At 62.8% G+C, this 21,425-nt stretch carries 21 protein-coding genes; 12 read left to right on the top strand and 9 right to left on the bottom strand.

The genetic code is table 11. The features are described 5' to 3' along the window. Positions 1 to 14: 14 nt before the first annotated feature. Positions 15 to 809: an enoyl-ACP reductase FabI gene (fabI, locus tag ACEN83_RS17310; RefSeq protein ID WP_007979113.1), complete on the top strand. Its 795-nt coding sequence runs from the start codon at positions 15 to 17 to the stop codon at positions 807 to 809. A gap of 112 nt (positions 810 to 921) precedes the next feature. On the opposite strand, the gene ACEN83_RS17315 is transcribed toward fabI, so the two are convergent. Next, complete coding sequence (locus ACEN83_RS17315; protein WP_495577846.1) at positions 922 to 1,776, bottom strand: LysR family transcriptional regulator; 855 nt, start codon at positions 1,774 to 1,776, stop codon at positions 922 to 924. A gap of 114 nt (positions 1,777 to 1,890) precedes the next feature. Between ACEN83_RS17315 and ACEN83_RS17320 the strand changes: the two genes are divergently transcribed. Next, the gene (locus ACEN83_RS17320; protein ID WP_495577847.1) at positions 1,891 to 2,316 is read left to right on the top strand and encodes a VOC family protein; all 426 of its coding nucleotides are present in this window, start codon (positions 1,891 to 1,893) and stop codon (positions 2,314 to 2,316) included. A 150-nt stretch (positions 2,317 to 2,466) separates the two neighbouring features. On the opposite strand, the gene ACEN83_RS17325 is transcribed toward ACEN83_RS17320, so the two are convergent. The 4 genes from ACEN83_RS17325 to ACEN83_RS17340 form a co-directional block, all read right to left on the bottom strand. Beyond that, entirely contained in the window at positions 2,467 to 3,048 is a 582-nt protein-coding gene (locus ACEN83_RS17325) for a GGDEF domain-containing protein (RefSeq protein WP_495577848.1), read from the bottom strand. Between the two features lie 74 nt (positions 3,049 to 3,122). After that, positions 3,123 to 3,704 carry a hypothetical protein gene (locus tag ACEN83_RS17330; RefSeq protein WP_495577849.1) on the bottom strand — a complete coding sequence of 194 codons (582 nt, stop codon included), beginning with the start codon at positions 3,702 to 3,704 and terminating at the stop codon, positions 3,123 to 3,125. A gap of 1 nt (position 3,705) precedes the next feature. Continuing rightward, positions 3,706 to 5,874 (bottom strand): xanthine dehydrogenase family protein molybdopterin-binding subunit, encoded by a 2,169-nt coding sequence (locus tag ACEN83_RS17335; protein WP_495577850.1) that lies wholly within the window; start codon positions 5,872 to 5,874, stop codon positions 3,706 to 3,708. Positions 5,875 to 5,881: 7 nt separating this feature from the next. Next, positions 5,882 to 6,337, bottom strand: a complete 456-nt coding sequence (locus ACEN83_RS17340) for a (2Fe-2S)-binding protein (protein WP_116579229.1) — start codon at positions 6,335 to 6,337, stop codon at positions 5,882 to 5,884. Between the two features lie 316 nt (positions 6,338 to 6,653). Here ACEN83_RS17340 and ACEN83_RS17345 point away from each other — a divergent pair, with 316 nt between their 5' ends. From ACEN83_RS17345 to ACEN83_RS17365, 5 genes are all read left to right on the top strand, one after another. Beyond that, positions 6,654 to 7,178: a sigma-70 family RNA polymerase sigma factor gene (locus ACEN83_RS17345; RefSeq protein WP_495577851.1), complete on the top strand. Its 525-nt coding sequence runs from the start codon at positions 6,654 to 6,656 to the stop codon at positions 7,176 to 7,178. Next, positions 7,175 to 8,158 (top strand): FecR domain-containing protein, encoded by a 984-nt coding sequence (locus ACEN83_RS17350; protein WP_495577852.1) that lies wholly within the window; start codon positions 7,175 to 7,177, stop codon positions 8,156 to 8,158. The genes ACEN83_RS17345 and ACEN83_RS17350 overlap by 4 nt, the downstream gene beginning before the upstream one ends. A 99-nt stretch (positions 8,159 to 8,257) precedes the next feature. After that, positions 8,258 to 10,747 carry a TonB-dependent siderophore receptor gene (locus ACEN83_RS17355; protein WP_495577853.1) on the top strand — a complete coding sequence of 830 codons (2,490 nt, stop codon included), beginning with the start codon at positions 8,258 to 8,260 and terminating at the stop codon, positions 10,745 to 10,747. Positions 10,748 to 10,850: 103 nt separating this feature from the next. Further along, a complete protein-coding gene (locus tag ACEN83_RS17360; RefSeq protein WP_495577854.1) occupies positions 10,851 to 11,354 on the top strand; it encodes a VOC family protein in 504 nt (167 codons plus the stop codon). Between the two features lie 33 nt (positions 11,355 to 11,387). Next, positions 11,388 to 12,221 carry an AraC family ligand binding domain-containing protein gene (locus ACEN83_RS17365; RefSeq protein ID WP_495577855.1) on the top strand — a complete coding sequence of 278 codons (834 nt, stop codon included), beginning with the start codon at positions 11,388 to 11,390 and terminating at the stop codon, positions 12,219 to 12,221. A 233-nt stretch (positions 12,222 to 12,454) separates the two neighbouring features. On the opposite strand, the gene ACEN83_RS17370 is transcribed toward ACEN83_RS17365, so the two are convergent. Both ACEN83_RS17370 and ACEN83_RS17375 read right to left on the bottom strand, forming a co-directional pair. After that, a complete protein-coding gene (locus ACEN83_RS17370; RefSeq protein WP_495577856.1) occupies positions 12,455 to 13,042 on the bottom strand; it encodes a LysE family translocator in 588 nt (195 codons plus the stop codon). An 86-nt stretch (positions 13,043 to 13,128) separates the two neighbouring features. Continuing rightward, complete coding sequence (locus ACEN83_RS17375) at positions 13,129 to 14,460, bottom strand: aminotransferase-like domain-containing protein (protein WP_495577857.1); 1,332 nt, start codon at positions 14,458 to 14,460, stop codon at positions 13,129 to 13,131. Between the two features lie 89 nt (positions 14,461 to 14,549). On the opposite strand from ACEN83_RS17375, the gene ACEN83_RS17380 reads away from it, so the two are divergent. From ACEN83_RS17380 to ACEN83_RS17400, 5 genes are all read left to right on the top strand, one after another. Continuing rightward, on the top strand, positions 14,550 to 15,446 hold the full coding sequence (locus ACEN83_RS17380) for a DMT family transporter (protein ID WP_495577858.1): 897 nt from the start codon (positions 14,550 to 14,552) through the stop codon (positions 15,444 to 15,446). 91 nt (positions 15,447 to 15,537) lie between these two features. Then, entirely contained in the window at positions 15,538 to 16,158 is a 621-nt protein-coding gene (locus ACEN83_RS17385; RefSeq protein WP_258681197.1) for a LysE family translocator, read from the top strand. 162 nt (positions 16,159 to 16,320) lie between these two features. Then, positions 16,321 to 17,403 carry a bifunctional transcriptional activator/DNA repair enzyme AdaA gene (locus ACEN83_RS17390; protein ID WP_495577859.1) on the top strand — a complete coding sequence of 361 codons (1,083 nt, stop codon included), beginning with the start codon at positions 16,321 to 16,323 and terminating at the stop codon, positions 17,401 to 17,403. 35 nt (positions 17,404 to 17,438) lie between these two features. Continuing rightward, the gene (locus ACEN83_RS17395) at positions 17,439 to 18,251 is read left to right on the top strand and encodes an isocitrate lyase/PEP mutase family protein (protein WP_495577860.1); all 813 of its coding nucleotides are present in this window, start codon (positions 17,439 to 17,441) and stop codon (positions 18,249 to 18,251) included. Positions 18,252 to 18,255: 4 nt separating this feature from the next. Beyond that, on the top strand, positions 18,256 to 18,873 hold the full coding sequence (locus ACEN83_RS17400; RefSeq protein ID WP_495577861.1) for a DNA-3-methyladenine glycosylase family protein: 618 nt from the start codon (positions 18,256 to 18,258) through the stop codon (positions 18,871 to 18,873). Positions 18,874 to 19,178: 305 nt separating this feature from the next. Here the strand turns inward: ACEN83_RS17400 and ACEN83_RS17405 are convergent, their stop codons facing one another. Further along, positions 19,179 to 20,276: an extracellular solute-binding protein gene (locus tag ACEN83_RS17405; protein ID WP_495577862.1), complete on the bottom strand. Its 1,098-nt coding sequence runs from the start codon at positions 20,274 to 20,276 to the stop codon at positions 19,179 to 19,181. A gap of 2 nt (positions 20,277 to 20,278) precedes the next feature. Continuing rightward, on the bottom strand, positions 20,279 to 21,388 hold the full coding sequence (aguA, locus tag ACEN83_RS17410) for an agmatine deiminase (RefSeq protein ID WP_495577863.1): 1,110 nt from the start codon (positions 21,386 to 21,388) through the stop codon (positions 20,279 to 20,281). Positions 21,389 to 21,425: the final 37 nt, after the last annotated feature.

Raw genomic sequence — 21,425 nt, forward strand, 5'->3', positions numbered from 1 at the left:
AAGAGGAGCAACACATGGGTTTTCTCGCCGGTAAGCGCGTACTGATCGTCGGTGTCGCCAGCAAGCTGTCCATCGCATCCGGCATTGCTGCCGCCATGCATCGCGAGGGCGCTGAGCTTGCCTTCACTTATCAGAACGACAAACTCAAGGGTCGTGTCGAAGAGTTCGCACAGAGCTGGGGTTCGAACCCTGAGCTGTGCTTCCCGTGCGACGTGGCCAGCGATGAAGAAATCGCCAAGGTCTTCGTTGAGCTGGGCAAGAAGTGGGACGGCCTGGACTGCATCGTGCACTCCGTCGGCTTCGCCCCGGGCGACCAACTGGACGGCGACTTCACCGAAGCCACCACCCGTGAAGGTTTCCGCATTGCTCACGACATCAGCGCCTACAGCTTCGTGGCCCTGGCCAAGGCCGGCCGCGAAATGATGAAAGGCCGCAACGGCAGCCTGCTGACCCTGTCGTACCTGGGTGCCGAGCGCACCATGCCGAACTACAACGTGATGGGCATGGCCAAAGCTTCCCTGGAAGCCGGCGTACGTTACCTGGCCGGCTCCCTGGGCCCGGACGGTACCCGCGTCAACTGCGTATCGGCAGGCCCGATCCGCACCCTCGCCGCTTCCGGCATCAAGAACTTCCGCAAGATGCTGGCCGCCAACGAAGCGCAAACCCCGCTGCGCCGCAACGTCACCATCGAAGAAGTCGGCAACGCCGGCGCCTTCCTGTGCTCGGACCTGGCGTCCGGCATCAGCGGTGAAATCATGTACGTGGACGGTGGCTTCAACACCACGGCCATGGGCAGCCTCGAAGAGTAATCTTCGGTCAGCCAATAAAAAACCCGCCTTGATTGGCGGGTTTTTTATGTGTTCAAGATCAAAAGATCGCAGCTCTTTGTAGGAGCTGCCGAAGGCTGCGATCTTTTGATCTTCACAACAAACACCGCGCAAACAACTGCTGAATCGGCTGCATTCGCTGGCTGTACCGCTGCAACAACACAATCTCCCGATAAAACGTCAACTCGCCCAAGGGGATGACTCGCACCCCGGCCCCATGCTCAAGCCACAACCCCGCCTGCGGCAACAACGAAATCCCCAACCCACACTCGACCATTTTGACAATGGCCTCCAACTCATCCAGCTCCAGTGCCCCGTGCACTTCGATCTGCTGTTCGCGCAAAAAACGCGTCACCAGTCGCCCGCCAAACGAATTGCGGTCGTAACGCACATGCGGGTGCTCGGCGAGCAGCTGCAACGGATCATCGCCGTCCAGGTCCGCCGGTACGATCAGCACGAATGGTTCCCGGCGAATCACCTGCGCGGACAACTCCTTGGGCAACTCGAATGGCGGCTTGATCAGGATCGCCAGGTCCACTTCTCCGGTGTCCACCTGACTCAGCAGGTTCAGTGACACACCCGGCACCAGCTTGGGCTCCAGCAAGGGCGCCTGCTGGCGCAATCGCAGCAGCGCCTGAGGCAGCAGCCCGGTCTGGGCGGTCGCCACCGCGCCGATTCTCAACTCGCCACGGTACTCGCTGACATCGTCACTGACCGCCATGCGGTTGAAGGTTTCGAGCATTTCCCTGGCCATCGGCAACGCACGCTGCCCCGCCGCATTGAGCAGCGCCTGGCGGCCGGTGCGGTCGAACAGACGGATGCCCAGGGCCTGTTCCAGGTTGCGAATCTGCGCGCTCACGGCCGACTGCGTCAGGCCGATATGCATGCCAGCCGCGGCGAAGGTGCCGTGACGCGCCACAGCGACAAAGGTTTTCAGTTCTCGCAGCATGGCGGCCTCGATTGATCGAAATAATTTGAGCTCGACGCAAAAATTATCGTCTTTCAATCAAAAAGCACAGGACTAAACTCAACACACGCCCACCCCACCACCGAGGTTCGCCCGATGCAACTCTCCCCTTTTCACCTGGCCATTCCGGTCTACGACTTGCCCGCCGCCCGGCACTTTTATGGCGCGGTGTTTGGCCTGGAAGAAGGTCGATCGAGCGACCATTGGGTCGATTTCAATTTTTTCGGCCATCAACTGGTGATTCACCTGGCACCGAAAAACCCTTCGCAAGAAGCAGCCCACACCAATGCCGTCGATGGCCACGATGTGCCAGTGCCGCATTTTGGCGTGGTACTCGGGATGGCAGAGTGGGAAGCGCTGGCCGAGCGGCTGAAGTCACTGGGAACTCGCTTCGTGATTGAGCCCGGGATTCGTTTTCAGGGGCTGGTGGGCGAACAGGCGACGATGTTTCTGTTCGATCCTAGCGGGAATGCGCTGGAGTTCAAGGCATTCAAGGATATTGGGCAGTTGTTTGCCAAATAGGTGGTGTCTGTCAGGACGCCTTCGCTGGCAAGCCAGCTCCCACAGGGTATCGTGGTGATCCGGCCATTTGAGAACAACGCCGGCCATTGTGGGAGCGGCGGTGCGACGATTCGACTTGCCCGCGAAGAGGCCCGCCAACACAACACAGCCCTAACGGCTCATCACACTCTCAGCTTCCCCCAGCAACTCCTCGATCGAGCCATGCACAACCGGGTCATATTCAACCTGCACAACGCTGAAATGAATGTCATAACTGCTATGCGCCGCAGCGTTGCGCTCATCGAGTATCTCATTGAGGCGTGCCTTGATCGCCCCAGTCTCCACGGTGCCCGACCCGGTCAGCAGCGCCACGAACCGATCGCCTTCGAGCCGGCCGACCACATCGTTTTCTCGAAACCCGATGCGCAGGACATCGGCGAAGGTCTTGAGCGCATCGTCACCTTTGGCCCGGCCATACAGATAGCTGATGCGCTTGAACTCATCTAGGGAGAAGTACAGCAATGTCGCCGGCGTCTCCAGCGCCCGGCAAGCCTCCAGTCCGAGCCGGGCCAGCGCGGTGAAGCCATGGCGATTGGACAGCAGCGTCAGCTCATCCATGCTTGCCATTTGCACGCCCGCCAGCTCTCGCTCGGCCTGGCGCGCCATTTCACGCAGCCGCTCCCGTTCTTGCTGTGGCGTAAGCAACGGGCTCGCGGAACGACCCGATTTGCCCGTTTTGCCTGAGATCAACATCGTTCACTCCCATTGCAGGTATGCACGTTAGAGTCGCCCATACCCGCATTGACTCCCTGCAGGCGTGCCGTTGGTCAGCTACCCGTCACCGGGCACGGCCCTCCTGCATCGGCCCAGCGTTTGAATTGGCTGACGAAGAGGTCGTGCGGTACCGGCACCGGCGCGCGATTGCCGCCCGGATTCCAGCCCCACAGCACCAGTTTGTCGTCGCTGACGTGCTTGATCAGCGCGGCGAAATCCCGGTCGCCGTTGCTGGCGCGATCCTTGATCATCGCGCACAGCCGGTCGGCCGGCAGGCCGATCCAGGCCATCCGCTGCGCTGCCGGCGGCAGACTCCAGTGTGGCGCCCCGGGCGGCGCATGAGGACCATAACTGGCCGGTGGATTGCTTTGCGCATGGCAGGTTGCACAGGGCAACCCGGCCGCGCCCTTGCCATCCATGCCACGCACGACATTCATCGCATGGGGCACGCCGGCATCGAATTGCAGCGGCGAATCCCCGGGAATGTGGCAGTTCTGGCAACGCGGGCTCTGGAAGACCTTCTGCACGGTGTCGAACGCCTGCAAGGCCTCGCGGTCATCGGCGAATACATGCGACGCGTAGGCCACAAGACAGACCAGGATCACCGCCCCAAGCAACCAGTGATGACGTTTCATCTCACACCCCCGACAGCTGCAAGGGCAGTTCGCGCAGGCGCTGCCCGGTCAGGGCAAACACCGCGTTGGCCACCGCCGGCGCCGTGGGTGGCACACCGGTTTCGCCGATACCGCCGGGTTTATCACTGCTGGGCACGATATGCACTTCGACCACCGGCATTTCGTTGAGCCGCAGCACCTGATAGTCGTGATAGTTGGACTGCACCACCTGCCCGTCCTTGAGCGTCAGCTTGCTGTGCAAGGCGAAGCTCAGGCCGAAGGTAATGCATGACTCCATCTGCGCGGCGATGCTCTGCGGGTTAACCGCAATGCCGCAATCCACCGCACACACCACCCGGTGCACGCGGATGGCGAGGTTGTCCTCGGACACCTCGGCCACTTGCGCCACATAACTGCCGAACGATTCATGCACCGCCACACCCAGGGCATGGCCGTCCGGCAGCGGCGCCTTCCAGTTGGCCTTCTCCACCGCCAGGTTCAACACACCGAGGTGGCGCGGATGATCCTTGAGCAAGGTGCGCCGGTACTCCACCGGGTCCTTGCCGGCCGCCGTCGCCAGTTCATCGATCAGCGACTCCATGACAAACGCGGTATGGGTGTGCCCTACCGAGCGCAGCCACAACACGCTGATCCCTGTTTGCGGCGAGTGCAGTTCGATCTGGTGATTGGCCAGTCCTTCGAAGTAAGGGCTATCGGCCACGCCTTCGACCGAGGTCTTGTCGATCCCGTCCTTGACCATGCTCGCTTCGAGCGAGGTCCCGGCCATGATCGACTGCCCGACCATCACATGCTTCCAGGCCAACGGCAGGCCGTCAGCACCCAGCCCGATACGCGCATGGTGCAGGAACGCCGAACGGTAATAACCGCCGCGGATGTCATCCTCCCGCGCCCATACGGTTTTCACCGGCATACCGGCGGCCTTGGCGACATGCACCGCTTCGCTGACGAAATCCGAAGTCGGATTGGCCCGACGCCCGAAGCCGCCACCGAGAAACTCGGTATGGATCTCGACTTGCTCGGGCTTGAGCCCGGTGATTTGCCCGGCGACCATCTGGTCCAGGGTCTGGAACTGGGTGCCGGTCCAGATTTCGCACTTGTCCTTGCTGATGCTCACGGTGCAGTTAAGCGGTTCCATCGGCGCGTGGGCCAGATAAGGCACGCTGTATTCGGCGTCGATGGTCTTGGCCGCTTTCGCCAGCGCAGCCTGGGTATCGCCCGCCTGACCGGCGTTCAGGCCAGGGGTGGCGGCGAGTTTGCGGAAGCTTTCCAGCAGCGCCCGGCTATTGAGCCCCGCGTTCGGCCCCGGGTTCCACTCGACTTTCAGCGCATCGCGCCCCAGCTTCGCCGCCCAATAATGATCGGCAATCACCGCAATGCCCGTCGGCACTTGCACCACTTTGTGCACGCCGGGAATCGCCAGCGCCTCGGCGCCTTCAAAGGATTTGACACTGCCACCGAAGGTGGGCGAACGGGCGACCATCGCCGTCATCAGCCCATCGAACTGCACGTCCATGCCGAATTTCGCCCGGCCGGTGATTTTCTCCGGTGTGTCCAGGCGTTTTGTGGGTTTACCGATCAGCCGCCAGTCTTTCGCGTCCTTGAGTTTGATCGAGGCCGGGTCCGGCGGTGGCAGCTGTCCGGCATCATCGGCCAACTCGCCGTAGGTGGCGCGATGCTCACCGGCAACCACCACGCCCGACTCTGTATGAATCTGCGAGGGAGCGACGTTGAAACGCTTGGCCGCGGCATCGATCAACATCAAGCGCGCCGCCGCGCCGGCCAGACGATAGCGATCGAATTCCATCCAGGTCGAAGTCGAGCCGCCGGTGATCTGCATCCCGCCAAACCCCGGCATGCCGTAATCGGCGGCCGATGCCGGGGAATGCTCGACGCGGATCTTCGACCAGTCGGCGTCCAGTTCTTCGGCAATCAGCATGGTCAGGCCGGTCCAGATGCCCTGGCCCATTTCCGAATGGCCGAGCAACACGGTGACGCTGTTGTCATTGCCAATACGCAGGAAAGCGTTGGGCGCAAACACCTTGCCCTGATTTTCCGCCCCCATGGCGAACCGATGGGTGCCGGGCATGACAAACGCCACCACCAGCCCACCACCCAGCACAGCACTGCCCTTGAGAAAACCACGGCGCGATAACCCGTTGATGCTGTTCATGGCCACCTCAGCCCAGCTCGGCGGCGCGCTTGACCGCTGCGCGAATCCGCGGGTAAGTGCCGCAGCGGCAGATGTTGCCGGACAGCGCCTGATCGATGTCGCTGTCGGTCGGTTTGGGAATTTTCGCCAGCAATGCTGCCGCCGACATGATCTGCCCGGACTGACAGTAACCGCACTGGACCACGTCGAGCTCCGCCCAGGCCTGTTGCACCGGGTGCGAGCCGTCCGCCGACAGGCCCTCGATGGTGAGAATCTTTTGTCCATGGGCGACGGCGGTGGCCGGCGTGATGCAGGCGCGTAGCGGCGCGCCATCGACGTGCACGGTGCAGGCTCCGCATTGGGCGATGCCGCAACCGAACTTGGTGCCGGTGAGGTGAACGACATCGCGCAAGACCCAGAGCAACGGCATGTCGGCGGGGACATCCAGCTCCTGATCCTGGCCATTGATGTTCAGGGTGAGCATGGCGCGGTTCCTCAGACTCACGGTGATCTGAAGGGGCGTCGCTGCAGACTTGTACAACCTGCGCGCGCCTCGGCTTATCCCTTCAGCTAAGCGCAGATTTGCCGCCAGACCTTGGTGCATCGACCACCGGTCATGCAAAGGCCGCCACAGTGGGCGGTCCCGGACCCCTTCCCTAGAGCCTTGCCCTCAATCGAATCAGGATCGAACTCCGTAAAAGCAAACCAATATCATTTGCACGTTCACAGGCCTTCTGCTTTAATCGCGATCAATTCTTATTTGCATAGGCGTACGGATCGCCCATGGACATGTGCTCACGATGACGGTTGCCGACTCCTCCTGCGTCCAGAACCTCTACGCCAACCACCACCACTGGCTGCACGAGTTACTGCGCCGACGCTTGAACAATGCGTTCGATGCCGCCGACCTGGCCCATGACACCTTCATTCGGGTGCTCAAGCGTCCGCAGGTGTTTGACGGGGAAACCCACGAACGCTCTTATCTGGCGACCATCGCCCGAGGCCTGTGCATTGACCACTGGCGTCGTCGCCAGCTGGAACAGGCCTGGCTCGAGACCCTGGCCGCGCAGCCCCAGGCCGTCCAGCCTTCGCCGGAGCAGCGGGCGATCATCGTCGAAACCCTGTACGAAGTGGATGCCATGCTACAGCGCTTGCCCCAGCGGGTGCGCGATGCGTTCGTTCTGGCGCAGGTGCATGGGTTGCCCTACCGAAACATTGCCGAAGAAATCGGCGTCAGCGAGCGCATGGTGAAAAAGTACCTGGCCCAGGCGCTGATGCATTGCGCAATGCTCGAAGCCGAACTCGACGGCCTGCTGATTCAATGACCCGCGCCGCCACTAGCAGCATCAGCCACGCCAGCCTCGAACAGGCGGCAAGCTGGTACGTGCAACTCAACGACCAGCACGCCAGCGAGCAGGAACGCGAGCATTGGCAAGCCTGGCTGGCGCAAAGCGGCGAGCATCAGGCCGCGTGGCACTATGTCGAGCGTGTGAGCCAGCGCTTTGCCGCGCTACAGGACAATCATCAGCAAGCGGCCGGCCACGTATTACGCAACAGCGGGCGCGCTTCCATCAGCCGCCGCCAGACGGTCAAGAGCCTGCTGGTCCTGGTGTCGGGCAGTTGGCTCGGCTGGAGCGCATGGCAGCAAGGCGCCCTGCCGCTGGCCCTGGCCCGATGGACCGCCGACCTCTCCACCGGCACCGGCGAAACCCGGGAAGCCCGCCTCAGCGACGGCAGCCGGATCTGGCTCAACGCCCTCAGCGCGTTGGATGTACGTTTCGACACCGCACAACGGTTGTTGCTGTTGCAGGCCGGAGAGGTGTTGATCAACACCGCCAGCGACACCAGCCGCCCGCTGCTGGTGCAAACCGTCGAGGGCCGCCTGCGCGCACTGGGCACGCGTTTCAGCGTGCGCCAGGAAGACCGGCAAACGCTGTTGAATGTCTACGAAGGCGCAGTTGAAGTCCGCACGACCCAGGGTCAGGTGCAGGTGATCAAGGCCGGACAGCAGCTGTGTTTTACACAAGACCACACGCGGGCACCGACCGCTGCGTCGGCCGGCCGCGAAGCCTGGCGCCGCGGCCTGTTGCTGGCGGACAACCTGCCGCTGGGGCAGTTGCTCGAAGAACTGAGCCGCTATCGCCCCGGGCATCTGGGATGTGACCCCGCGGTGGCCGGGCTGCCGGTCATGGGCGCGTTCCCGCTCAAGGACACCGATCAGGCCTTGCGCCTGCTGGAAGCTGCATTGCCGGTACGGGTGCAGAAGCCGCTGGAGTGGTGGGTCAATGTAGGCCCGAAAACCTGATGAGGTTTTTTTCCGGCACGTCGGTTCCCTTTTGCCTTTTTCGCTCGGTTAGTCCTTCAAGCACTACGAATGCAGATTGATCCGACTTCCGGGAACTCCATGCCGCGCGCCACCCTTACTCGCCAGCGCTTCGCCTTGCATCCGCTGGTGCTGGCGCTGGCGGTTGTCCTGCCGGGGCTGGACGTGTCGCGCAGTCAAGCCGCCCCTCTGGTCGAGAGCGAACAACCCGGCAACCAGACACACCATTACGCAATCGCCGGCGGATCGCTGGTGAGCGTTCTCAACCGCTTTGCCGAACAGGCCGGGATCTTTCTCGCCGGACACAATGAACTCGCTGCCGGCAAACGCAGCCCTGGCCTCAACGGTGTCTACAGTCAGCAGCAAGCGTTGCAACGACTGCTGCAAGGCAGCGGCCTGCAAGCGCAGCGCCAGGGGAATGGCGGGTATGTGCTGCACGCCGCCCCCGTCATACAAGGCCCGCTGGAACTGGGGGCGACCAACATTTCCGGGCAGGCCCCCGGGGCCAACAGCGATGACTCCCACTCCTACACCGTCGGCTCGACGTCTTCAGCCACCGGCCTGCCGCTGTCCCTGCGCGAGACGCCGCAATCGGTCACGGTCATCACCCGCCAACTCATGGACGACCAGGGCGCCACCAGCATCGTCGACGCCCTGCGCCGCGCGCCCGGCATCAGCGTGCAAAACTACGACAGCGAGCGCTGGGAGTTTTCCAGCCGTGGCCTGCCAATCACCAACTTCCAGTACGACGGCGTCAATACCGACTACGACGGTGTCTACGACTACGGCACCACCAGCACCGACATGGCCCCCTATGACCGTGTCGAAATCATCAAGGGCGCGACCGGCCTGATGACCGGGGCGGGCGATCCCTCGGCGACCGTCAACCTGATTCGCAAGCGCCCGACCCCGGCATTCAAAGCCTCGGTCAGCGGCACCGTCGGCTCCTGGGACACCTATCGCAGCGAGGGCGATATATCCGGTCCGCTGAGCGCCAACGGAAATGTCCGCGGGCGTCTGGTCGGGGTCTATCAGGACCGCAGCGCCTACATCGATCACTACCGCAACACCAGAAACATCGCCTACGGCATTGTCGAAGCCGACTTGACCCCGGACACCCTCGTCACCCTCGGTATCGACCAGCAAGACACCCGCTCCCGGGGCGCCAGCTGGACCGGTTTCCCGATGTACAACAGCGACGGCTCGCGCACCGATTTCTCCCGCTCCTTCAACCCGGCCACCGACTGGAGCCGTCGCGATTTCACCAACCAGACGCTGTTCGCCAACGTGCAGCAACAACTGGCCAACGACTGGACACTCAAGGTCAGTTACGACCGCAAGCACCGCCAGCACGATACCTTCCTCGCCTCCGCCAGTGGCGGCAACCCGGACCCGGTCAGCGGTGACGGCATGTTCATGTACATGGGCAAGTTCAAGGGCGACCAGGTGCAGGACAACATCGACGTCAACCTCAGCGGTCCGTTCACCCTGGCAGGTCGCGAGCACGAACTGATCGCCGGGTTCATGTCGCTGAACACACGGCAGGACATCCCGGTGTACGGCTCGGTGTATCCGCCGGTGGACGGCAGCCTCTTCGACTGGCGTGGCGAGTTTGCCAAACCCGAAATCCCTCGGGTGGGCACCGACGACATCGTCCAGCGCCAGACCGGCGCCTACCTGGCCGCCCGGCTCAAACCCTTCGACGACCTGGCGCTGATCCTCGGCGCGCGCGTCAGCAACTTCAGCGGACACGACGATCTGGACTACAGCGACCCGAACAGCGCCGACCTGCGCGACAGCTATCGCCAGAGCGGTGTCGTCACGCCTTACGCCGGGCTTGTCTATGATCTCGACGACACCTGGTCGGTGTACACCAGCTACACCGGCATCTATCAGCCGCAACTGAGCAAGGACGCCAACCGCCAACTGCTCGATCCGGTACAAGGCAAAAGCCTTGAAGCGGGCATCAAGGCCGAATACTTTGGCGGGCGCCTGAACGCCAGCTTCGCCCTGTACCGCATCGAACAGGACAACATCGCCGAACAGGTCAGCGGCGTTGATGCCGAGTCGGTGTACCGCGCCGTCCAGGGTGCCACCACCCAAGGCTTCGAGTTCGAACTGGCCGGCGAGTTGCGCGACGGCTGGAACCTGTCGGCCGGCTACACCTACAACCACACCCGCGATGCCCAGGGTGATTACGTCTACGGTTCGGTGCTGCAAACCACGGCACCGGAACAGCTGGTGCGGGTCTTCAGCACCTACCGCCTGCCAGGCGCGTGGGACAGGCTCACCGTCGGCGCCGGCGTGAACTGGCAAAGCGAATTCTTCGGCAAGGTGTTCCGTCCCGACCCTGCCGATACGGTGAACTTCGGTCAATACACGACAATCAGCCAACCGGGCTACGCCCTGGTGGACGCGATGGCGCGCTATCGCTTCAACGAGCACCTGAGCACTACGCTGAACGTGAAGAACCTGTTCGACAAAACCTACTACACCGGGCTGGGCAACTTCGGCACCGGGTTTTATGGCGAACCGCGCACCCTGCAACTGACCACCCGGTGGGCGTTCTGATCGCCTCCTGAAACGGCTGTTTGGCGATCTACGGTACTGCCGACCCCACTCAGGCTGGCTACGCTGTATTCCTGCATGCATAACCTGCCGAGGAGTGCCCGCCATGCAACGCGTACAAAAACTCACGCCCTGCCTGTGGTTCGACGATCAGGCCGAAGCAGCGGCGAAGTTCTATTGCTCGATCTTCGACCATTCGAAAATCACCGCCATCACCCATTACGGCCGCGCCGGTTTCGAATTCCACGGGCGGCCCGAAGGCTCGGTCATGACCGTCAGTTTCGAGCTCGACGGCCAGAGTTTCACCGGCCTCAACGGCGGCCCCCTGTTCAAGTTCACTGAGGCGGTTTCGTTTCAGGTCAATTGCCTGAGCCAGGAAGAAGTCGACCATTATTGGGGCAACCTGTCGGCCGGTGGCGCTCCCGAGGCCCAGCAATGTGGCTGGCTGAGGGACAAGTTCGGGCTGTCGTGGCAGATCGTCCCCATCGCGATGATGGACATGCTCAAAGACCCCGACACGAAAAAGTCCCAGCGGGCCATGCAGGCGATGATGCAAATGAAAAAACTCGATATCGCCACACTGCAACGAGCCTTTGACGGCGAGAGCTAATACACTCGGACGCTGACCTGCCGAGGAGTGAGCATGAAGCACGCCGTTGCCAAGAACGCCGACAAGGCCCCGCGCTTCTGGCGCGATGACGCCCTGCCCTTCATCGAAGCCCGCGCCATCGCCGACGGGCGCGAGGTCTGCTACACCCGGCACGCCCACGAACACTTTTCCATCGGGGCGATCACCGCCGGGCGCAGCACCTATCTCCATGAGCAGTCAGCCTTCGAGGTCAGCGCCGGCACGGTGGTGCTGATGAACCCCGGCGACGTCCACGCCTGCAACCCGATCGAAGACCAGCCCTGGTCGTACCTGATGCTCTACGTCGATACGCCGTGGCTGACCGATTTGCAGCACCAGCTCGGGTTCAGCGATGACGCGGCGTTTCGCCGTTTTTCAGCGACCCATACGCGCGATGCCCAGTTGTTTGCCGGACTCGCGCAGTTGTATGAAGTGCTGGTCGATCCGCAGCAGGATGTCCTGCGCAAGCACAGTGTGGCCGTGGAGTTTTTCACTGACGTGCAGCTGCGACTCAACCCGGTCGATCATCCGCTGCGCGAACCCAATTTCAAGCTCGAACGTGCCGCCGATTACATCCGCGAACACTGCACGCATACCCTCAGGCTCGAAGACATTTGCGAGGCGGCGCAACTGTCGCCGTCCTACCTGATCCGCGCCTTCAAACAGCATTACGGCATGACACCCCACGCGTTCCTGGTGAACCGGCGCATCCAGTTCGCCCGGGATCAATTGCGCAGCGGCAAGCTGATCGCGGACGTGGCGCTGGAAGCGGGGTTCGCCGATCAGGCGCATTTTCAACGGGCGTTCAAACAGCATCTGGCGGCGACACCGGGGCAGTATCGGGGGTGATACCCGAAGTTTTACCTAGATCTGTGGTTCGGTTAAATCTGTGGTTTAGTTAAATCTGTGGCGAGGGGGCTTGCCCCCGTTCGGCGGCGAAGCCGTCGTAAAACCAGCATGCAGCCTATGTCTGAAGGAACGCCGGGGGCCGCTTCGCAGCCCAACGGGGGCAAGCCCCCTCGCCACAATAAACCCCTTTGCCACAACAAGCCCCCTCGCCACAAAACCTGCAGTGGCTGCCATTACGGCAGCAACAGGTACACCGCACTCACCACCAACAACGCCGCCATCACCCGATTGAACAACCGCATCCCCGCCGGGTTGTTCAGGAAGCCGCGCAAAAACGTCCCGGCATAGGCCCAGCAACCCACCGACACATAGCAGATCACCAGATAAATCGCGGCAAACTGCCAGACCAGACGTGCCTCGCCATCGGCGACAAACGCGCCCATGCCGGCCACGCAGGCCAGCCAGGCCTTGGGGTTGAGCCATTGCATGATGGCGCCATACAACATCGACGGGGCCTGCGCCGACTCACTGGCTTGCACCTGCCCATTGTCGGCCGCCAGCTTGAAGGCCATGTACAACAGAAAGGCCACGCCGGCCCATTGCACCCACTGCGTCAACGCCGGCCACTGTTGCAACAGCTCATGCAGGCCCAGCCCCATCAGCACCAACAGCAGGACAAACCCCAGCGTGGCCCCAGCCACGTGACGCTGGCTGGCCCGGAAGCCAAACCTCGCGCCGGCGCTCAACGCCACGATATTGACCGGCCCCGGGGTGATGGACGCGACCAGCGCAAACGCCGCCATGGACATCATCAGACTCATTGCACACCTTCTTCCATCGAGTTGAACAAGGCCCCCAAGGTAATGAGCCGAGCGGCTCGCGTATTGAACAAAACTGCCCTGCGGCGCTACGAGTAATAGCCGACGACGTTTTTTACCTTGGTCAGGGCAATGCGCAGCGAGTCCATGTCCACCGATCCCAACGCCAGGCGTATCGCGTGGGGCACATGGGCTGAAATCGCAAAGGGCTCGGCCGGCGACACCGACACTTGCTCGCGCATCAGCGCCATGGCGATCTGGTCGGCCCGGGCGTCTTCCGCCAACGGCAACCAGATGAAGTAGGAATTCGCGTGACTGACGGTCCTGAGTCCCGCCAACACCTCCCGGGCCAAGGCTTGCCTGGCCCGGGCGTCCGCACGTTTTTGCGCTTCCAGCTGGACGACGGTGCCATCGTCGAGCCAGGCCGTGGCGATGGCGGTCATCACGCCGGGGGTGTTCCAGGTGGTCGCCATGATGGTGCGTTCGAAGGCGGCGATCCATTGCACGGGTGCGGCAATAAAGCCGACGCGCAAGCCGGTAGCGATATTCTTCGACAGACCGGACACGTACACCGTTCTCTCCGGCGCCAGCTCGGCCAGCGGTGGCGGTACGTTTTCGGCCAGGAACGCGTAGGCGGCGTCCTCGATGATCGTCAGGTCATACTGGCGCGCTATCGCCACCAGTTGCTCGCGCTGATCGGCATCCATCACCCAGCCCAGCGGGTTATGCAAGGTCGGCATCGAATAAACGGCGCGCACCGATCGGCTACGACAGAGTTTTGCCAGGGCCGGCAGATCAGGCCCGGTATCGGTGACCGGAATGGGCAAGACTTCCAGATGCAGGGTTTCGGCCAGCGTCTTGAAACCGGGGTAGGTCAGCGCATCAGCGGCGATGACATCGCCGGGCTTGAGCAGCGTCATCAGCGTCACCGCCAGGCCATGCTGGGCACCGCTGACGATCAACACCTGCTCGGCCGGCACGTTCAGCCCGCGCTCGGCCAGATGACGGGCGACCGAGGCCCGCTCATGCAGGCGCCCTGCGTGGGGCTGGTAACGCAGGAGCGCCTCCAGGTCACCGGACAGCGCCAGTTGACGCAAGGCATGGCGCAGCAGGTCGGCCTGCCCGGGCAATGACGGATAATTGAAATTGAGGTCAATCATCCCCGCCGCCACCACGTGCTGCGAAATGCCCTGCCCCGGCGGCAGCGAGGTCTCCCTGACAAAGGTCCCGCGACCGGTCTCGCCACTGACCAGGCCCATGCCCTCCAGCTCGGCATACACCCGGCTGGCGGTGACCAGCGCCAGACCGTGCTCGGTTGCCAGTTGCCGGTGCGTCGGCAGGCGCGTGCCCGGCGGCAAACACCCGGAACGGATGTCGGCGGCAAAGGCATCCACCAGCGTTTTATAACGGGATCGAGGCATGTCGAGATGTATCCATGACAATTTTTTGATTGTATCGATACTCGCTCATACGATGGGTTTCGTGCAATCAGACAATGAGCGTGAGCCAAATGGAACGGACTTCGAACCTGCAACACCAGACGCTGGAAAACAGCACCAGCGGCTGGATCAACGGCCTGATCGGTGTGGTGATCTTCAGCGGCTCGCTGCCGGCGACCAGGGTGGCGGTGCTGGAATTCGACCCGGTGTTCCTGACGGTTGCGCGGGCGACCATCGCGGCGATCCTGGCGCTGTGCCTGCTGGGGTTATTCAAGGAAAAACGCCCGGCGCGCCAGCAACTGGTCCCGCTGATCATAGTCGCCCTCGGCGTGGTCATCGGATTCCCCCTGCTGACAGCCCTGGCGCTGCAATACTTGACGTCCGCGCACTCCATTGTCTTCGTCGGCCTGTTGCCCCTGGCGACGGCGGTGTTCGGCGTGCTGCGCGGCGGCGAGCGACCTCGGGCGGCGTTCTGGATTTTCTCGGTGCTGGGCAGCCTGTTGGTGGTCGGCTTTGCCCTGTCCCAGGGGCTGAGCGCCTCCCCGCAGGGCGACATCCTGATGCTGCTGGCGATCCTTGCCTGTGGCCTGGGTTATGCCGAAGGCGCGAAGCTGTCGCGCACCCTCGGTGGCTGGCAGGTGATTTCCTGGGCGCTGGTGCTGTCGCTGCCGGTCGTGGCGCTGCTCAGCTGGATGCGCATGCCGGCTTCGTTCAGCGGCATCAGCACGCCAGCCTGGTTCAGCCTGGCGTACGTCTCGCTGTTCAGCATGCTGATCGGTTTCGTGTTCTGGTATCGCGGCCTGGCCCAAGGGGGCATCGCCGCCGTTGGACAATTGCAGTTGCTGCAGCCGTTTTTCGGGTTGACCCTGGCGGCGACTCTGCTGCATGAACAGGTCAGCGTCGGCATGCTGGGTGTGACCGTCGCCGTGATCCTGTGCGTCGCCGGGGCGAAAAAATTCGCCAAATGAGCCCTGATACGGTGGTTTACGCCCATCACTGTATGGGTCTGACCACCGCCGGGCTGTGATAAAAATAGCGCTCTTGCTACAGGAGCCGACCATGGACCTCGCCACCCTCACCCTCTTTCTGCCGGCCTGCTTCGCCCTCAACATGGCACCCGGGCCCAACAACCTGCTGTCGGTCAGCAATTCGACCCGCTATGGCTACCGCACCGCGTGCGTGGCCGGCATCGGCCGGTTGCTGGCGTTCGCCGGGATGATTGCCCTGGCCTCGGCGGGGCTGGCGGTGGTGCTGCAAACCTCAGAGCTGTTGTTCTACGCCATCAAGATCCTGGGTGCGGCGTATCTGTTCTACCTCGCCTGGCAATTGTGGCGCGCCGATCCCGGTGTCGAGAACGTCGCCACCAGCGCACCAGCGGGCACCTTGGCACTGGCGCGGCAGGAGTTCCTGGTGGCGGCCGGCAACCCCAAGGCGATCCTGATCTTCACCGCGTTCCTGCCGCAATTCGTCGACTCGACCCAGGCCATCGCGCCGCAGTTCATGGTGTTGGGCGCGCTGTTCCTGGTGCTGGAATGGATCGCCATCGGCGCCTATGCCTACATGGGCCTGCACATGCGCCGCTGGTTCGCCAGGCCGTCCGGCAAGCGCCTGTTCAACCGCTGCTGCGCCGGGTTGCTGTCGGCGGCGGCTTCGGTACTCCTGATGGCCAGACGCGCCTGACCCTGTAGGAGCTGCCGCAGGCTGCGATCTTTTGATGTTGCTTTTCAAGATGAAGATCAAAAGATCGCAGCCTGCGGCAGCTCCTACGGATCGTTGCAAAAATTGGAATTCGCTGTCGATTTTCCGGTGGAGGCCACCCATGACGCCCTCTATGCTGCGCCCATGAACCTACAAAAAACGCTGCTCCCGCCCCGCACCGAGATGGTTCGCGCCATGCTCGAACGAGACACCTCCTACGAGGGCGTGTTCTTCACGGCGGTCAAGACCACCGGCATCTTCTGCCGCCCCGGCTGCACCGCTCGCAGCCCGAAGCCTGAGAATGTCGAGTTCTTTGCCAACGCCGAGCAATGCCTGGCGGCGGGCTACCGCGCCTGCCTGCGCTGCAAGCCACTGGACACCGCCGCCAGCGCGCCGGACTGGGTGCAGAGCCTGTTCAAATCGGTAGACGCCGACCCTGAACAGCGCTGGACCGACGTCCAGCTACTGGCCGCAGGCATCGAACCGCTGAAACTGCGCCGCTGGTTCAAGCAGCATTTCGGCATGACCTTCCACGCATGGCTACGCGCCCGGCGCCTGGGCACTGCGTTGGGCGGAATCAATCAGGGCGACTCCATCGACGCCGTCGCCTTCGATTCCGGCTACGAGTCCCTGAGCGGCTTTCGCGATGCCTTTCAAAAGTCGTTTCACATCACCCCGGGTCGCGCGGCCAACAGTGAGCCACTGCTGTTCACGCGCCTGACCACCCCGCTGGGGCCGATGATCGCCATGGCCGAACGGCGCGGCCTGGTGCTGCTGGAGTTTCTCGATCAGGCCTCACTGACCCCGTCGATCGAAGCGCTGCAAAACCGTTTCGGTTATGCCGTGGCCCCGGGGCACAACACCCATTTGCAGCAGATCGAAGCGCAATTGTCGGCGTATTTCGCCGGGACGCTGACTGAGTTCAGCGTTGCCCTGCACATGCCCGGCAGCGAGTTCTCCCGCCGCGTCTGGGCGGAACTGGCGAAGATCCCCTACGGCCAGACCACCACCTACGGCACCATAGCGGCGACGTTGGGCAAGCCCGGTGCCAGCCGGGCGGTGGGCCTGGCCAACGGACATAACCGCCTATCGATTGTCGTGCCGTGCCACCGCGTGATCGGCGCCGACGGCTCGCTGACCGGCTACGCTGGAGGCCAGCCGCGCAAGGCGTTTCTGCTCAGGCTGGAAAACGCTGCAGTGCAGCTCACTGGGCAATTGGCGCTCTGATCTCCCCACAGGCTTTTCATAAGGAAGGAAACTCGATGGACAGGCTCGACCATCAACTGCACCAACTGCATCACGAGGGTTTGCTGATCCTCACCAACGTCGCCGATGCCGCCGGGGCGCGGCTGGTGGAGCAACTGGGCAACAAGGCGGTAGCCACCAGCAGCGCCGCGGTGGCCTGGGTGCATGGCTATCCGGACGGCAACACCTTGCCCCTTGAGCGCCTGGTCTCGACCGTCGAGTCGATTGCCCGCGTCATTTCGGTGCCGCTGACGGTGGACATCGAGGCCGGTTACTCCGATGACCTGGAACGGGTGGCACAGGTGGTTGACGCGGTGATCGCCGCTGGCGCGGTCGGGATCAATATCGAAGACGGTTCCTCGCCGCCGGAGTTGCTGGTACGCAAGATTGAAACCGCGCGCCAGGTGGCCGATCGAAGTAACGTGAACCTGTTCATCAATGCGCGCACCGATGTCTACCTGCGCGGCCTGGTGCCTGCCGAAGACCGCGTCGCCGAAACCCTCAGGCGCGCCGCGCTGTATCAGGCGGCCGGTGCCAATGGCCTGTTTGCCGCGGGCGTTACCGCCGAATACGAGATCAAGGCGCTGTGCCACGGCACCTCGTTGCCATTGAATGTACTGGGCGTCCCGGGCCTGCCGTCGCCCGAAGCGCTTGAAGCGCTCGGCGTACGCCGTCTGACCGCCGGTTCCGGCATCGCCGAATTCCTCTACGGTGCCATGGCCGGCATCGCCCAAAGCTTTCTGCAAACCGGCAAGTTCGATAGCCACAACCTGAAGGCTTTCACCTATGGCGAAATCAACGCCCTGTTGAAACCGTCCGGGAAAGCCTGAGCCCATGGTCGACGGCTATCGGGTGGCCAGTGAATTCCTGGCCGCCATCGATGACGACTGGCGCCGCCACATCGACGCCATCGGCCCGTGCCTGCACCAGCCGCATGCGGCGCGTGATCCGTATGAATCGCTGGTGCGGGCGATTGCCTATCAGCAACTGCACGCCAAGGCCGGCGATGCGATTGTCGGGCGGCTGCTGGCGCTGTTCGGTTCGGGTGCCTTTCCCCGGCCTGAACAGATCGTCGCCACGGATTTCGACCGATTGCGCAGTTGCGGGTTTTCCGCGAGCAAGATCGCGACCATCCAGGGTATCGCCCAGGCATCGCTGGACGGTGTGGTACCGGATTACGCCACGGCGCTGGCCATGGACGATGAAGCGCTGATCGAGCGGTTGACCACGTTGCGCGGCGTCGGGCGCTGGACCGTGGAGATGCTGCTGATCTACAGCCTGGAACGCCCGGACATCCTGCCGGCCGATGACTTTGGCGTGCGTGAGGGTTATCGCCGGCTCAAGGGGCTCCAGGTGCAGCCGACACGCAAGCAGATGATCGAGATAGGCTCGGCGTGGAGCCCTTACCGGACAGTGGCGGCCTGGTATCTATGGCGGGTGCCCACCCGCTAGACCACTGTAGGAGCTGCGAAGGCTGCGATCTTTTGATCTTGATCTTGAAAAGCAAAATCAAAAGATCGCAGCCTTCGGCAGCTCCTACAAGGGTCGGGTTCACCTCACAACCCCGACTTCAATCGGCTGAACGCCGAGATCGGCTCGGCATTGAGCCCTTTCCGGACGGTGGCGGCGTGGCCGTGGTAATCCGCATCGCGGCCCCTGTAGGAGCTGCCGAAGGCTGCGATCTTTTGATCTTGATCTTGAAAAGCCAGATCAAAAGATCGCAGCCTTCGGCAGCTCCTACAAGGGGCGGGTTGACCTTACAGCCCGGACTTCAACCGGCTGAACGCCCGGATCAACGCCCGGTTGAAAGCCTTGCCATTGTCATTCTTGCTGTACAGCGAAGCCTTGACCGCGGCCGGTGGATACGTCCCCGGATCATTGCGGATCACCGGGTCGATCAAGTCATCCGCCGCCGTGATCGCATTGGCGTAATGAATGGTGTCGGTGATCGGCGCGATCACTTCCGGGGTCATCAGGTAGTCCATCAACGCAAGAGCAGCCTTTGGATGCGGCGCATCCCTGGGAATGACCATGGCATCGAACCAGATCAACGTGCCTTCCTTCGGAATCCGGTACCGGAGCGAATAGGGTTTACCCGCCGCCTCCGCCTGGCCCGCCGCGATGCCCACGTTGCCGTTCCACGACATCGCCACGCAGGTGTTGCCGTTGGCCAGGTCGCTGATGTTCAGGTCGTTGTCGAAGTAGCGAATGTACGGCCGAATCTTCGCCAGTTGCTGCTCGGCGAGTTTCAGGTCGTCGAGGTTCTGGCGGTTGATATCCAGCCCCATGTACTTCATGACCGCCGCAAACACTTCATTGGGATCGTTGAGCAGGCTGACCCCGCAATCGGCGAATTTCGAGACCACGGCCGGGTCGAACAGCATCGCCCAACTGTCGGTGGGCGCGTCGGCCAGGCGCTGTTTCACGGCCTGCTCCTGATAACCCACGCCCGTGGTGCCCCAGGCGTAAATCCCGGCATAGCGGTTGCCCGGATCGAACACCGCCATGTGCTGGCGGAACTCCTCGCCGACGCCAGCGAAATGCGGCAGTTGCTGCTTGTCGACCGTCTGCACCGCACCACTCTCGATGGCGCGCGACAGGTGCTGCCCCGCCGTCAACACCAGGTCATAGCCACTGCGGCCGGTGAGCAGCTTGGTCTCGACGGTTTCCAGGGAATCGAAATGATCGACCACCACATGGATGCCGGTTTTTTCCTCGAAATTCTTCAAGGTATCCGGGGCCAGGTACTCGCCCCAGATATACAGGTTGACCACCGGTTTGGCGGTATCGGCGGCCTGCACACACAGGGGTGCAAGCACCAGCAGTATTGCTTGAGTCAGTTTGTGCAGGCCCATGGTCATACTCCTTTGCCGGCGTACTGCGGCATGGTGATGCACGCGACGTTGCCGCCGCCGAGGAGGATTTCCCGGGAGTTTTCGATGCCGACGATGTTGTGTTTCGGGAACAGCTCGGCCAGGGTCGCCAGCGCCACCTTGTCGTTGCGATCACCAAACAGCGGTACCACGATGGCGCTGTTGCCGGCGTAGTAGTTGATGTACGACGCGCAGATCTTCGTCCCGGCCTGGCGGGTATGGGTGCTGTCCTGCTGGTCCAGCCCTTCGGCCTCTTCGGCCGTCCATTCCAGCACGTCCGGCTGCGGCAGCTTGTGCACGATCAACTCGCGACCGCGGCTGTCGCGGGTGCTGCGCAGGATGTCATAGGCTTCCTGATAGATTTCCCACTGCGGGTCGTCGCGGTTGTCGGTCCATTGCAGCACCACTTCACCGGGGCGCACGAAGCAGGCGAGGTCGTCGACGTGGCCATCGGTTTCGTCGAACTTGCAGCCCCGCGGCAGCCAGATCACCTGTTCGGCGCCGAGGTAGTCGGTCAGGCGACGGGTGACTTCGTCCTTGCCCAGATGCTGGTTGCGGTTGCGATTGAGCAGGCATTGCTCGGTGGTGAGGATGCTGCCCTGGCCGTCGCTCTGGATGCCGCCCAGTTCGGCAATCAAGGGGGCGCGATAGCGGTCGAAGCGTTCGATTTCGAGGATCTTGCCCGCGATCTGGTCGTCCTTGTCCCACGGGTAGTACAGGCCGCCGTCGAGCCCGCCGTAGGCATTGAATTCGAAGTCGACGCCGCGCACTTCGCCGCTCTGGTCATTGACCACAAAGCACGGGCCACTGTCGCGGAACCAGGTGTCGTTGCAGGTCATTTCCACCACACGCACCTGCGGCGGCAACTGGCGGCGCGCGGTGGCGAACTGTGCCGCCGAGGCGCACACGGTGACCGGTTCGCTCATGGAAATGGCGGTGACGATCTGCACCCAGACTTTCTGCGCCGGCTTGGCGCCGTTGCGCCAGACGTCGGTGCGCTCCGGCCAGCCGAGCCAGCAACCGGACTTGGCTTCGAATTCGCCGGGCAGACGGAAACCGTCCTGTTTGGGGGTGGTGTCGAGCAAACGGGCCATGGTCAAACCTCTTCAGCAGGGATTGGAATGACCACAG

The organism is Pseudomonas sp. Pseusp49 (assembly GCF_059491875.1).